Origin of the sequence: Cryobacterium sp. CAN_C2, assembly GCF_015751745.1 — a bacterium.
Classification (GTDB): Bacteria; Actinomycetota; Actinomycetes; order Actinomycetales; family Microbacteriaceae; genus Cryobacterium.
On record NZ_JADOUX010000002.1, the window covers coordinates 267,276 to 280,242 of the forward strand.

At 67.6% G+C, this 12,967-nt stretch carries 11 protein-coding genes; 9 read left to right on the forward strand and 2 right to left on the reverse strand.

Annotation, left to right across the window (positions count from 1 at the left end; translation table 11 throughout):
* Positions 1 to 150 precede the first annotated feature (150 nt).
* Positions 151 to 354, reverse strand: coding sequence for an acetylxylan esterase (locus IWX77_RS02840; protein WP_196842975.1), 204 nt, complete (start codon positions 352 to 354; stop codon positions 151 to 153).
* 59 nt (positions 355 to 413) lie between these two features.
* Entirely contained in the window at positions 414 to 578 is a 165-nt protein-coding gene (locus IWX77_RS02845) for a hypothetical protein (RefSeq protein ID WP_196842976.1), read from the reverse strand.
* A gap of 727 nt (positions 579 to 1,305) precedes the next feature.
* Between IWX77_RS02845 and IWX77_RS02850 the strand changes: the two genes are divergently transcribed.
* The 9 genes from IWX77_RS02850 (at position 1,306) to IWX77_RS02890 (ending at position 12,922) form a co-directional block, all read left to right on the forward strand.
* On the forward strand, positions 1,306 to 2,610 hold the full coding sequence (locus tag IWX77_RS02850; protein ID WP_196842977.1) for an ABC transporter substrate-binding protein: 1,305 nt from the start codon (positions 1,306 to 1,308) through the stop codon (positions 2,608 to 2,610).
* 103 nt (positions 2,611 to 2,713) lie between these two features.
* Positions 2,714 to 3,592, forward strand: coding sequence for a carbohydrate ABC transporter permease (locus IWX77_RS02855; RefSeq protein WP_196842978.1), 879 nt, complete (start codon positions 2,714 to 2,716; stop codon positions 3,590 to 3,592).
* Positions 3,589 to 4,476 (forward strand): carbohydrate ABC transporter permease, encoded by an 888-nt coding sequence (locus tag IWX77_RS02860; RefSeq protein ID WP_196842979.1) that lies wholly within the window; start codon positions 3,589 to 3,591, stop codon positions 4,474 to 4,476. Before IWX77_RS02855 ends, IWX77_RS02860 begins: the two co-directional genes overlap by 4 nt.
* On the forward strand, positions 4,473 to 5,186 hold the full coding sequence (locus IWX77_RS02865; RefSeq protein ID WP_196842980.1) for a GntR family transcriptional regulator: 714 nt from the start codon (positions 4,473 to 4,475) through the stop codon (positions 5,184 to 5,186). Before IWX77_RS02860 ends, IWX77_RS02865 begins: the two co-directional genes overlap by 4 nt.
* Positions 5,183 to 6,187 carry an ROK family protein gene (locus IWX77_RS02870; RefSeq protein WP_196842981.1) on the forward strand — a complete coding sequence of 335 codons (1,005 nt, stop codon included), beginning with the start codon at positions 5,183 to 5,185 and terminating at the stop codon, positions 6,185 to 6,187. The genes IWX77_RS02865 and IWX77_RS02870 overlap by 4 nt, the downstream gene beginning before the upstream one ends.
* On the forward strand, positions 6,184 to 7,728 hold the full coding sequence (locus IWX77_RS02875) for a DUF4127 family protein (RefSeq protein WP_196842982.1): 1,545 nt from the start codon (positions 6,184 to 6,186) through the stop codon (positions 7,726 to 7,728). The genes IWX77_RS02870 and IWX77_RS02875 overlap by 4 nt, the downstream gene beginning before the upstream one ends.
* 20 nt (positions 7,729 to 7,748) lie before the next feature.
* On the forward strand, positions 7,749 to 9,482 hold the full coding sequence (locus tag IWX77_RS02880) for an FAD-dependent oxidoreductase (protein ID WP_196842983.1): 1,734 nt from the start codon (positions 7,749 to 7,751) through the stop codon (positions 9,480 to 9,482).
* Complete coding sequence (locus tag IWX77_RS02885) at positions 9,475 to 10,215, forward strand: N-acetylmannosamine-6-phosphate 2-epimerase (RefSeq protein ID WP_196842984.1); 741 nt, start codon at positions 9,475 to 9,477, stop codon at positions 10,213 to 10,215. Before IWX77_RS02880 ends, IWX77_RS02885 begins: the two co-directional genes overlap by 8 nt.
* Positions 10,208 to 12,922 carry a glycoside hydrolase family 38 C-terminal domain-containing protein gene (locus IWX77_RS02890; RefSeq protein ID WP_196842985.1) on the forward strand — a complete coding sequence of 905 codons (2,715 nt, stop codon included), beginning with the start codon at positions 10,208 to 10,210 and terminating at the stop codon, positions 12,920 to 12,922. Before IWX77_RS02885 ends, IWX77_RS02890 begins: the two co-directional genes overlap by 8 nt.
* The last annotated feature ends 45 nt before the right edge of the window (positions 12,923 to 12,967 follow it).

Below are 12,967 nucleotides of genomic sequence, written 5' to 3' on the forward strand. Positions count from 1 at the left end.
CGCGAATAAGTCGTGCCGGCGCGATGTCTTTGAGCGGGGGGTTCATTCCTTAAAACCAGGCCTGAACTCCCCTCGGTTGGTCCCGCTCGGTATGTAGACCGGCGACCTGGTACGCAGGTCCTTGCCTCGATCCACCGGTCCAGTCAAGGGCTAAGGGCGCATCAAGCAGAGAGTACTGGCGGGTTCGTCCGGTGGTTCAGCCCATCCGACGCTCCAGCCAAGCCGCCTGGCGCACCCCGTGGCGCGGCGAGCCTCGGCGAGCGTGTAACGCCAGAACTCGTCGAAGTCGGCCGGTTCGGCAACCTGGGGGTGATAGTCCCGGAGTTCGAGGAGGCTGAGGTCGAAACGGGGCATTGCGGGGCCTTTCTTTGGTTCGGGGGAGCGTCAAGTGGTCTGGCGGGGACGATGTGGGGTCAGCGGATGCCGAGGGCCATCAGCTCGTTGTGGTTGCCGAGCTCGACGATTAGGCGCTTCTCGATGTAGGCGATCTTGTCGGCCTCCCGGATGGTCGAGAGCCGGTGTGCGGCGATCAGGGTGGTGCGGGCGCTGAACCGGGTGGCGAGGGCATGCTTCACCATGCCCTCCGAATCGGTATCGAGTGCGCTGGTCGGGACGGATTGTCCATGGCACACCTCTTCGACGGCCGCGGTCGGCGCAGCGATAACGGTTCGCCCGCCCGGTCTGAAAGACGGGCCGGCAGTCGAATACGTTGACGGGGTTCGTCCTTTGCCTCAGCGCGTTCGGCACGCCCGGGTTGTCGCGGTTCGAGGTCGCTGTCACCGTTACGGGTTTCAGCGATCAGCCGAGCGCGGAGGAAGGCACACCGGCGAAACGACGCGATGACGGCCCGCGTCCGCCTGGATCTCGACGGCGATTGGGTAGCCGATGGCTGGGGCTTAATCAATGCCGATCGGTATCGCGACTCAGAATCTGGATTGCATCCGGACCGACCTGGAAGCAGACCTCGCCGGTGTAGACGTCCACGGACGCTTTGGTCGTCACTCGGTGACGCGCGCCGATGCGCTTTCCGACTGAGAGTTCAGCGGGCCTGACGCAAGTCGGCGTACATCAGGGATTCCTGCGGTGGCACATTACGGCTCACCGGTGACTCCCGTGGTGTTCGATGGTGCAGCCTCGGCCCGGCCGCAATCGTGGTGACGGCAAACACCGATGCGGTACAAAGTGGTTCAGACCAGTTTGCAAAATTTCTTGACACATCTCTCAAAGCGGGGCCATGATTGCCAAAGAGGTACGAACCAGTGGCGGAGCGCACCTGAAACTATAGAGATTACGGGAGTACTGTCAATGAAGAAGCTACCCATGATTGCCCTGGCCCTCGCCGGAGTAGTGACCGTCGGCCTGACCGGCTGCGGACTCGGTTCGGGATCGACCGGCAACGGAGATTCCGGGTCTACCGGCGGTGAGATCAAGGGCGAGATCACCTTCTCCACCCTCCAGCTCAAGCCCACTTTCACGGACTACATTGAGGGCGTTATTGCCGACTTCGAGAAGGCCAACCCGAACACCACCGTGAAATGGATCGACGTGCCCTTCCAGGGTGCGCAGGAAAAGATCTCCACCGATGCGCAGGCGGGGACCCTCCCTGACGTCATCAACCTCAACCCGAACTTTGCCCAGCCCCTTGAGGTGCAGGGCGCCTTCGTCAACCTGGACAAGGCCGTGCCCAAGCTACGCGAGAGCTACGTGGCTGGAGCCTGGGATGCCTTCCAGGTTCCCGGCGAAGACGGCTCGTTCGGATTCCCCTGGTATCTCTCCTCTGAGGTGACGATGTACAACGGCTCGATGTTCGAACAGGCAGGACTCGACCCAGCCGCGCCGCCGACCACCTACGCTGAACTGTTCGACGACGCCCGCACCCTGGCCAAGGCCGGCGCCGGCTTCACCGGAATGCATCCCGCGCTGGAGAACCGCTTCATCACCGACCTCGGCCGAATGGGCGTCCCGCTCCTGAACGAGGCCGGCACCGAGTGGACCTTCAACACTCCCGACGCCGAAGCCTATGTCGCCGAACTTGCCGAGCTCTACCAGACCGGGGTCTTCCCTCCCGATTCACTCACCCAGGACCACGCCAAGGAGACCGAGGCCTACCAGGCCGGCCAGATCGCCCTGTTCCCGTCCGGCGCGAACTTCCTCACGATCATCGAGGAGAATGCGCCCGACATCGCCAAGGTAACGGATGTCGGACCTCAGATCACCAGCGAGGGCGGACCGACGAACGTGTCGGTCATGGGACTCCTCGTTCCGGAAAGCAGCAAGAACAAAGCCACCGCACTCAAGTTCGCTGAGTTCATGACCAATGCGAAAAATCAGCTCGCCTTCTCGAAGATCGTCACGATCTTCCCGTCCGTGACCGAAGCCCTGGCCGACCCGTACTTCATGGACGACTCGGACGGCACCGTCGAGTCCAAGGCCCGCCGGATCGCGGCGGAACAGCTGAAGGACGCGCGGAACATCGTGCCCGTGCAGTTCGACGACCGGATCAAGGCCATCGTCATCGGCAAGGTACAGCTCGCTATGAAGGGCGACCTGACCCCGGCCGAGGCCCTGGACCAGGCGGTCGCCGAGGCGAACGCCATCACCGGCAAGTAACCCGGAGCCTGTCAGGCCGGGGCGGCCCATCCCCCAGGCCGCGCCCCGGCCTGACATCTCTCCCGCATCATCAGAAGTCATAGCAAATGAAAGCCCAAAGCACATGAAAGCACAGTACAAATGGCTGCCGTGGCTGTTCTTGGCGCCGGCGCTCGTCGTGGCCGGCATCTTCACCATCGGCCCCTTCCTGAACACCGTCGTGCTGTCGTTCACCAACGCGACCACCCTCGGCGGTGGATCCTTCAACGGGGTCGACAACTACATTGCCCTGGCCAACAGCCCGCAGTTCTGGATTTCCGCCCGCAATACCCTGCTCTATGTGGCCGTGGTCGTTCCGCTCCTGATGGTGCTCCCCTTGCTGCTAGCCGTGCTCGTCGAGCGCAACATCCCGGGAATCGGATTCTTTCGCTCGGTCTTCTATTCGCCCGTCGTGGCATCCATGGTCGTTGTCGGGCTGATCTGGACCACGCTGCTTTCCTCTGATGGCGCCGTGAACGGCCTGCTCCGGGGACTGCACCTTATCCAGAAGCCGCTGCCCTTCCTCACCGACACGACTTTACTGCTGCTCAGCTGCATGATGGTCACCGTGTGGAAGGGGCTTGGCTACTACATGGTGATCTACCTCGCAGCCCTCGGCAATGTGTCCAAAGAGCTGCACGAGGCTGCCCAGGTCGACGGCGCCGGAGGAGGCCGCCGGTTCTGGTCGATCACGATGCCGGGCGTGCGTCCGACCATGCTGCTGGTGGGCCTGCTCGGTTCCATTGCCGCCATGAAGGTGTTCGCCGAGATTTTCGTGATCAGCAACGGCACGGCCGGACCCGGAGGCCAGGCCAGAAGCCTGGTCTACACGATCAGGGAGGTCGGCCTCGGGCTCAGCGGGGAGATCGGTTACGCCTCCGCGATGAGCCTGGCACTGTTCGTGCTCACCATCGGCTTTTCTATTCTCTATCTGCGCTCCCAACGAACGGACCAACTGCGATGAGCACCACCCGCTCGCGCCGGGAAGCGGCACGGACCTCCACCGCCGGGCGTCGCCGCGGCGGCACCCGCCGCAAGGCGATCGACTACACGATCCGCTACACGCTGCTGGCATTCGTGTTCATCCTGCTGGTGGGGCCATTCATCTGGCAGTTTGGCACCTCGCTCAAAGGCTCCGGCGAATCGATTTACACCGCCAATCCCTTCCCAGCGTCGCCGACCTTCGAGAACTACGGCATGGTCGCTGACACGATCCCCGTGTTCCGCTACATGGGCAACTCACTCGTCGTGGCGACCTCCTCCGCCCTCCTCAACTGTGTGCTCGCCTCCTTGGCCGGCTACGTGCTGGCACGGATGCGTTTCCGCGGCCGCACTGTCGCCGACCTGATCTTCTTGGCCACGATCATCATCCCGTTCGAGGTGATCATGGTGTCGGTGTTCCTCACCGCGCGCTCGTTCGGTCTGGTCGACAGCCTGCTCGGCGTGATCCTGCCCACGGCAGCAACCGGCCTGTCGATTCTGATCATGCGCACCGCGTTTCTGGCACTGCCGCGGGAGATCGAGGAGGCCGCCATGATCGACGGCGCCTCCGACTGGCAGCGGTTCACCCGGGTGGCCCTCCCCTCGGTACAGGGTTCCCTCGTGGTCGTTGCGATTTTCGCCTTCGTCTTCGCCTGGGACGACTTCCTCTGGCCGCTGGTGATCCTCAAGGACCCCGCCAATTACACTCTGACCGTCGGCATCCAATACCTCTCAGGTACCTTCACCAGTAACCAGCGGGTCGTCGCGGCCGGCACCATGATCGCCGTCATCCCCCTGCTCGTGCTCTTCTTCTCACTGCAGCGATGGTTCTTCCGCGGCGTCGGCGAAGGAGGACTCAAGGGATGAACGTTCCCAAATATGCGCAGCTCCGTTCGGAGCTCGAGCAGCTGATCCTCGCCGGAATGTCCGCGCACACCGCACTGCCCAGCGAACGCGATCTGATGACCACCTACCGTGTGTCCCGGATGACCGTTCGCGAGGCCCTCACCCGACTGGTCGACGACGGCCTGATCTACCGGGTGCACGGCGCGGGAACCTTCGTGGCCGACCAGGCGAAGATCACCAAGTCGCTCACCCTCACCTCGTTCAGCGAGGACATCCGGTCGCGGCGGATGGAGCCGGGGTCGATCTCGGCCAGCCTGAAGCGGGTCGAGGCCGACGCGAACATCGCCAGCATCCTTGGGATCTCCCCCGGCGGGGCCGTGGTTCACCTGGAACGTGTGCGCACCGCCGACGGTGTGCCGATGTGCCTGGAAAGCGTCTGGATTCCCGGCGACGTGCTGCCGGAGAATTTCTCGCTCGATACCGCACCATCCGTCTACGAGTACCTCGACAGCGTCGGCCGGGCGCCGGAGAGCGCCACGCAGACCATTCAGGCCACCGTGCTCGACTCAGTGCAGGCCGCGTTGCTCGACGTTCCGCCACAGTCGCCGGCGATGTCGGTGACCCGGGTGGCCGTGGACAGTGAGGGCCGCGAGGTGGAATTCGCCATCAGCCTCTACCGGGCCGACCGCTACGACTACCGGATCACGGTGAAACGGGAACGACGCCGATGACCGGCGTATGGGCCCCGGCCTACGCCCTCGGCGTGGACATCGGGGGTACGAAGACCCTCGCGGTGCTGGTGGACGACTCGGGCCGCACCACCGGGTTGTTCGAGGCGCCGACCCCCGCAGCCAACGGCCCCGCAGCGATTCTGGAATCAGCGATCCGGCTTGCCGGGCGCGCACTCGACGCCCTGCCCTCGGGCGCCCGGCCGGTCGACGCCATCGGGATCGGCTCAGCCGGGGTGATCGATTCGGCCACGGGAACCGTACTCTCTTCCACCTCGTCCCTGGTGGGATGGGCGGGCACCGACATTCGCCGGGCAGTCCGAAACGCCTTACCCGGCCTGGCTGTCAGCGTGGCCAACGATGTGCAGGCGTTCACCTGGGCCGAATCTGTGCACGGGGCCGCGGCGGGGAACGCCCAGGTGGTCGGCGTGATGGTCGGCACCGGAATCGGCGGCGGACTTGTCGTCGACGGACGACCCCACTCCGGCTCGCACTCCGCGGCCGGCCACCTCGGCCACGTCATCGTCGCCGGTGCCGCAGGCCTGCCCTGTCCCTGCGGGCGTGACGGTCACCTCGAGTCGATCGCGTCCGGTCCAGCCATGACCCGTGCTTACCGCCTCGCCGGTGGCTCGGCCGACGACCTCCGCGCGGTCGCCGCGGCCGCGACGGGCGGTGACGGTGCGGCCCGCGGCATCCTCGAGGCAGGGGCGGACGCCATCGGCTCCGCACTCGGCTCCGTAGCTAACCTGCTCGACCCCGAGCTGATCGTGATCGGCGGAGGCGTGACCGGCCTGGGCGCCGATTGGCTGGACCGCGTGCGCAGTGCGGCCGCCCGCACGACCATCCCCTTGATCGGCGCGCTCCGGATTGAAACCGGCCTGCTCGGTAGAGCCGCGGTCGCGATCGGGGCCGCGCGGCTCGCTCGGCCCATTCCCGGGCGGCTGGATTCCACTGCACTCTTCCCCGCACACGCCGGGCCCTCCAACGGAAGCGACACCCCATGAGCGGGATCGTACTCGTGCCGCTGGACGAGCGTCCGGTCTGTACCAGCCTGCCCGCAGGAATCGCCCGGATCGCCGGACTCGACTGCGCATTGCCGCCGTCCGGGCTGCTGCCGCGCATCCGCCGGCCCGGTGACACGGCCGGTCTCACGGACTGGCTCAGTGCCGCCCGGCAGACTGCCTCGTTCGCGATCGTCTCACTCGAAGGCCTCGGTTTCGGTGGGCTGATCCCGTCACGGATCGGACATGAGTCCCAGGCGGAGGTCGCCGTGCGCTGGAGCGTGTTGAGGCAAACCGGTTGTCCGGTCTTCGCGTCGACGCTGGTGCCGCGCACCCCTGATTCCTCGGACCCCATGGAGGAGCCGGATTACTGGGATCCGCACGGCCCGGCGCTGCACAGCCTGTCGGCGGCGCTCGCCAAGCGCGCCGGGGTGGCCCAGGCTCAGGCCGCGGTGCCCAGAGAAGTCAGGCTCGACTGGATCGGCCGGCGGCTGCGCCAGCACGCTCTCGCCCTTCAGGCTGTCGAACTCGCAGCCGATAACACCGTCGGGCGGCTGGTCATCGGGATCGACGACGCCGCGGAGGAATCCCTCTCGGCGGCAGATCAGCGTGCCCTCGGCGACTGGGTCGACCGGTGCGAACTCGGCGACCGCGTCTTCGTTCAACCCGGCGCGGATGAGATCGGCGCTGTGCTCGTGGCCCGGGCCTGCCTCGCGGTGCGCGGGGTGCGCGCGCCGATCATCGGCATCATGTGCTCCGACCCGGAGGCCTTGAACCGGGTCGCTCCCTACGAATCGTCGCGGGTGCGGGAGACGATCCGCCGACAGATCGAGGCGGCGGGCGCCCATGCGGTGTTCCTCGGCTCCGGAATCGGCGACAGCAGCAGTGGCTCCGTCTCAGGGATTGATTCGCGGGCAGCGGGATGCGACGTCATCCTGGTCGTGCACCCGCCGGAGGAGCCTCGCGTCCCTGCCGCCGACTGGGCCGTCGCTCCCGACCATCACCTCGACCCACACCAGGCCGCTTTGACTGCCGACCTCGTCACCCGCGCCCTCACCACCACCACACTCGTCGGCCTCGCCGACGTGGCCCGGCCCAACGGAGCAGACCCGGCCCTCGTCGCCGCGCTCGACGCGGCCGACGTCTGGCGGGCGCTCGGCGGTTTTGCGGCCTGGAACACGGCCGGCAACACCGTGGGAACGGTGGCGGCCCAGCTTGTGGCCGGGTGGGCGGCCCGCGAGTCCGGCACCCTCGACGCTGGTGCCGTGCGGCTCTCCGTTGCCCGCCGAGTCGTCGAGGACTACGGCTGGATGTCACTCGAGCGAGAACGCGTGCGCACCATTCTCGGGTCGCCCCGCACCAGGCACGACAACATCGCCGAGCCGGACACCGGAAACCCCGTTCTGCGGGACGCCGAGACCCGTCTTTCCGCCGTTCTCGCCGCCCGACCTGGCCTCGAGCGGGTGCGGATCGAACCAGGCAGCCTCACTCTGCCCTGGCAGCGCACTTTCGAGATCGACCTGAACCTCATCGAGGCAGGCTGATGTCGAGCGGCGAGAAGTGCGTGCGACCCGATTCCGAGGCCGACCTTTCGACCGAACGCGAGCAGGCTACTGAGTGCGCGATGGAGCTTACGGGTGACGTCGCGGTGATCGGTGGGGGGCTCGGCGGCATCGCCGCGGCCCTCTCCGCGGCCAACGCCGGGGCATCCGTGATCCTGACTGTGGCCGAGCCGATGATCGGCGGCCAAGTCACTGCCCAGCTGACTTCCCCGCTTGACGAACATCCGCTGGTCGAGTCGGCCGGGGTGACGGCGCGCTACCGTCAGTTCCGCGAATTGGTGCGAACCGCGAGCGGCGGGGCCCGAAACCCGGGAGACGGCTGGGTCAGCCGACTCTGCTTTGAACCGCTGGTCGGCCTCCGTGTGCTGGAGGGGATGCTTTGCACGCACATCGACGCCGGCCGCATCCGCGTCCTTCGGAACGCCTGGCCTGTCGCCGCCACCGACGTAGCCGGCCGCGCCGCACATTCCGGAGCCTCGATCGACGCGGTGCGCCTTCGGTATCCGACCGGCACGGACGCTCTCGTTCGCGCCCGTGTCTTCGTCGACGCGACCGAGCTCGGCGACCTGCTGCCACTCACCGGCACCCGGTGGGTGATCGGTTCGGAGGGCAGCGACGCCTTCGGCGAAACGGATGCCGTGCCCGGCGCGGCAGATCTTTTTGCGGAACAGTCCTGCACCTGGGCCGCGCTGCTCGTGCGGGAGGCAGAACCGCAACCGGTCGGCGAGGCCCCACTCGGGTACGCCGCCCTGCGAGACGCGCAACCATTTTCGCTCAACCTGGCCAGCCCCCAAAGTGAGATCGAGACCGGCACCGGCGCCTTCGCTTGCTATCGCTTCTTCACCACCGGCCCGACCGGACTGCCTCCTTTCTGGGCCTACCGGCGCATCCGTACTGCCAAATCGGGAGCGACCGAGGCCGCCGTCATCAACTGGGCCGGTAACGACTACCGAAGCTCCGGTCTCGTTGGCGACCCGGCCAAGGCCGGCCCTGCGGCCCGTGCCCTCACGCTTGCCTTCGTGCACTGGCTCCGCACCGAGGCCCCCCGCGACCCCGGCGACGGCCCCGGACCGTTCGGCACCGGCCAGGGCTACCCCGAGCTCAGGCTCGCCCCCGAACTCAGCGGAACGGCCGACGGGCTCGCGGCGTCACCCTACGTGCGGGAGTCCCGGCGTCTGGGTAACCCTCGGCCGATCACCGCCGCAGACCTCCTGCCGGCGACGTTCTGCACTCCCATCGGAAACCCATCGGCCGATCCAGTGAGCGGTTCTGTTGCCGGAACGGATGACGGCACGGCGGTCCACCCGGCCCCCGAGATTGCCGACTCGGTGGGCATCGCCTGGTATCACGCCGATCTGCATCCGCGAGTGGGGCATCCGAGAAGCGTTTACCGCAGCGCGGCGCCGTTCCAGCTCCCGGCCGGTGCCCTCGTACCCGCCCCGGGCATTGGCCCGGAGAACCTCGTGATGGGCGCCAAGAATCTGGCCGCAACCCAGGTGGCAGCAGCCGCCTGGCGGGTTCACCCGGCGGAGTGGGCGATCGGCGAGGCCGCCGGGGCGCTGGCCGCCGCGAGCGTCCGGCTGTCCACGAGCCCGCGCCGCATCGTCCACGACCCGGCATTGCTCGCGGGCGTTCAGGGTGACCTCCTCGCCGCTGGCGCGCCGCTCAGCTGGCGCAGCACCGAAACTTTACCTTCCGAACCAGCCCCAACCCAGACGGAGATCCAGCATGTCTGAACACCCCCCCGACCCCGCCCCTGCCACCACGACGGAGTTGATCGATCGCCTGCGTGGACAGCTCATCGTCTCCTGCCAGGCCAAGCCGGGCGAGGCGCTCTATGGCCCGGACCACATGGTGGCGATGGCGTTGAGCGCGATCGCAGGCGGAGCCCGCGGCCTCCGGATCGAGGGGCCAGATGACATCCGTGCCGTGCGTGCGGCCACGACCCTACCCATCATCGGGCTGTGGAAGATCGGCGAGACGGACGTCTACATCACCCCTACCCTCGCCGCCGCCCAGGAAATACTCGAGTGCGGCGCCGACATCGTGGCGCTCGATGGCACGGACAGGCTCCGGCCGGACGGCCTGAGCCTGGCCGAGACCATCCGGCGGTTGAAGGCCGACGGGCCGGTGATCGTGCTGGCCGATGTGTCCACGGTTGACGAGGGCCGGTCCGCAGCGGCAGCCGGAGCGGACCTGGTCTCGACCACACTCTCCGGCTACACCGCGTACAGCCGTCAGGGGCCCGCACCGGACCTTGAGCTCGTGGCCGAGCTGACGGCCGTGCTCAGCATCCCGGTGCTGGCGGAGGGGCGCATCTCCACCCCCACTGAGGCGCGCGCCGCGTTCGAGCGTGGCGCCTCAGCCGTGGTGATCGGCTCGGCGATCACCCGCCCGCAGGTGATCACGGCGAGCTTCGTGCGCCAGACCGCAGACGTGCGTACGAAGCAGGGCCACCGCCTTGACTGAGGCACTGGACCGCTGTCACGTCATCTCCCACGTGCACTGGGACCGCGAATGGTATCGCGGCTTCGACGGCTACCGCGGCCGCCTGGTCGAGCTGGTCGAACGTGTCTGCGACTCGCTCGACGATGACACCTATGCGTCTTTTCACCTCGACGGCCAAACCGTCGTGCTGGCCGATGTGCTCGAAATCCGGCCTGACCTCGAGCCGCGCCTGTCGGCCCTAATCGGGGCCGGCCGGCTCACCGTGGGCCCGTGGCATGTGCTCGCTGACAATCAGCTGGTCTCGGCCGAGAACCTCGTGCGCAACCTGTTCCGCGCCCGCCGCTGGGGCAACCGGATCGGCTGTCTCTCCACCGTGGGCTACTCGCCCGACGCGTTCGGGCACCCCGCCGACCTGCCCCGGCTGCTGTCCGGGTTCGGTATGGACACCGCTCTGGTCTGGCGAGGCGCCCCGCCGGAGCTCGGCCGCTTCCTCTGGCGTTCCCTCGACGGCAGTGAGGTGTTCACGGTCAACCAGTCCTACCACCAGACCGAGGTGCTCTGGGACGCCGACACCAGCGGCAGCAGGCTCCGCGCCTACGTCGACGCCGAACGGGCGCGCCTGCCGCTAGGCCCGTGTCTGCTGCTGAACGGCGGCGACCACCTGGTGCCACAACCGCCATCCACCCGCACGAAGCACACCGCGGGTTCCGAGGTGACCCTGGTCGAGACGACTCTGGAGGCCTTCTTTGACCTAGCCAAGGGCGCCGCGCTCGATCGGGAGGCCGCTCCGCTACCCATCGTCGACGGCGAACTTCGCACCCTCGGAAACCGCCTCACTTTTCTCCTGCCGGGAACACTGTCGGCCCGCACCTACGTGAAGCTGGCCAACGAGCGGGCGCAGACCCTGCTCGAACGCTTCGCCGAGCCACAGCTCGCCCGATTCCAGCACGCCGCCGTGTCGGGCTCGGAGGATGCGGCCGGGGCGAATCCGCGCTCCTTGGCCGGTCTGCTCGACCACGCCTGGGATCTCGTGATCAAGAACGCGCCGCACGACTCCATCTGCGGCTGCAGCATCGACGAGGTGCACCGCGCCACCACGGTGCGCGCCGAACAGGCCGAGGAAACCGGTGAGTTGCTCGTGCGTCGCCTGCTCCTCGCCGACGGGCTCGACACCCGTCGCTACGGTACGCCGCCGGTTGACCGGGTCGACCTCGTCGTGGTGTCCGGGCAGGGCGACGACACCAGCGGCGCCGTGGTGGTCGAGGTGGCCACGGATGTCGGCCGCGGCATCACGGACCTTCGCAGCATCGACGGCACACCGATGTCGTTTGAGGTCGAATCCACCCGGATCGAAACGGTCTTCGAGGCCGACCTCGACCTGATGCCAGACTCCCAGGAGTGCGCCATCCACAAGGTGGCGTTTAGGGCCCTCGACGTGCCTGCCTTCGGCTGGCACGCTTACACGGCCGAACTCGGCGACGCGGCGGCCGTGCCTCAGCCCGAAACTACCGGATACACGACGTCTCACCCCGAAGGGACCGAGCCTGAAACGATTGACACCGGCCGATTCCGACTATCGGTCAACGCCGACGCATCGCTGCGCGTCGAGGACCGGGAAACCAGTGTGCGGCGAGACCAGGTCGGCTTGCTGGTGTCTGTCGGCGACCGGGGCGACAGCTACAACTACGACCCCCCGGCAGTCGACCTGGCCGTGCACCCGACCGTCTCGGCGGTGCACGTCACCCAGACGGACGTGCGCACCCGCATCCTGATCGACGCGTCGATGCTCCTGCCGACGGCCCTAACCGACGACCGGGAGTCTCGGCGCACTGACTGCGTTCCGGTGCCACTCAGGGTCGAAATCGAGCACTGGGCCGCGAGCGACCGGCTCGACTGGACCGTGACGGTCGACAACAGGGCCGACGACCACCGGCTCAGGTTCGAGGTTCCGCTTGACCCATCAGCCACCGAATGGACGGCCGACCAGCACTGGTGCGCGATCACCCGGCCGATCGGGCCGGCGCTCGGGAAACTGCCCACCGAGCGCGGACTTGAGGCCGAACAGGGTGTCGCGCCCGTGCACTCCTGGGCCAGCGTCGGCACCGGAGCCGGTTCGGTGGCTGTGCTCACACGCGGCCTGCCGGAGCTGCAGGCCAGCGATGCCGACGGTTCGAACGTGCTCGCCGTCACGCTGCTGCGCGCCGTGGGCTGGATGTCCCGGTTCGATCTTCGCACGCGAACCACCGGCGCCGGCCCGATGCTTGCGGTGCCGGAGGCTCAGTGCCAGGGCCTCCTCACCGCCCACCTTGCTGTCATTTTCGGACTCGGGGCCGAGGCCGGATCGCTCGACCTCTCCCTGGCCGCCGCCCGGCACCGGGTGCCGCTGGTGGCCTACGCCCTGCGGCCGGGCGCCACGTCGCCCGCAGCCAGGTCGACCACCGGTCGTGCTCCCCGAGTGGCGGGCGCCCTGGTCTCGGCGTGGAAGCCCGTCGACGAAACCACGGCGGGACAGGGAAGCGTGCTGCGGATCGGCAACCCGACGCCGCTGACCCGCACGGCAACCGTCACCCTTCCGACCGGGGTGCTCACCGTCGACCGCGCGCGAATCGACGAGACAGTTCTCGGGGATTTACCGGTCGCGGCCGACGGAACGCTCACGGTCGAACTCGGCCCGTTCGCCGTCGAGACGTTGATCCTTCGGTCCAGCGATGAGAGGCCCCGGCCGTGACCCGTGCACAGATCTGGGCACTGACCCCGAGCTAACCCCGGGCTG

Excerpts from the sequence above, each read along its gene's own strand:
- IWX77_RS02840 (WP_196842975.1), bottom strand. The coding sequence starts at position 354 with ATGCCCCGTTTCGACCTCAGCCTCCTCGAACTCCGGGACTATCACCCC.
- IWX77_RS02845 (WP_196842976.1), bottom strand. The coding sequence starts at position 578 with ATGGTGAAGCATGCCCTCGCCACCCGGTTCAGCGCCCGCACCACCCTG.
- IWX77_RS02850 (WP_196842977.1), top strand. The coding sequence starts at position 1,306 with ATGAAGAAGCTACCCATGATTGCCCTGGCCCTCGCCGGAGTAGTGACC.
- IWX77_RS02855 (WP_196842978.1), top strand. The coding sequence starts at position 2,714 with ATGAAAGCACAGTACAAATGGCTGCCGTGGCTGTTCTTGGCGCCGGCG.
- IWX77_RS02860 (WP_196842979.1), top strand. The coding sequence starts at position 3,589 with ATGAGCACCACCCGCTCGCGCCGGGAAGCGGCACGGACCTCCACCGCC.
- IWX77_RS02865 (WP_196842980.1), top strand. The coding sequence starts at position 4,473 with ATGAACGTTCCCAAATATGCGCAGCTCCGTTCGGAGCTCGAGCAGCTG.
- IWX77_RS02870 (WP_196842981.1), top strand. The coding sequence starts at position 5,183 with ATGACCGGCGTATGGGCCCCGGCCTACGCCCTCGGCGTGGACATCGGG.
- IWX77_RS02875 (WP_196842982.1), top strand. The coding sequence starts at position 6,184 with ATGAGCGGGATCGTACTCGTGCCGCTGGACGAGCGTCCGGTCTGTACC.
- IWX77_RS02885 (WP_196842984.1), top strand. The coding sequence starts at position 9,475 with ATGTCTGAACACCCCCCCGACCCCGCCCCTGCCACCACGACGGAGTTG.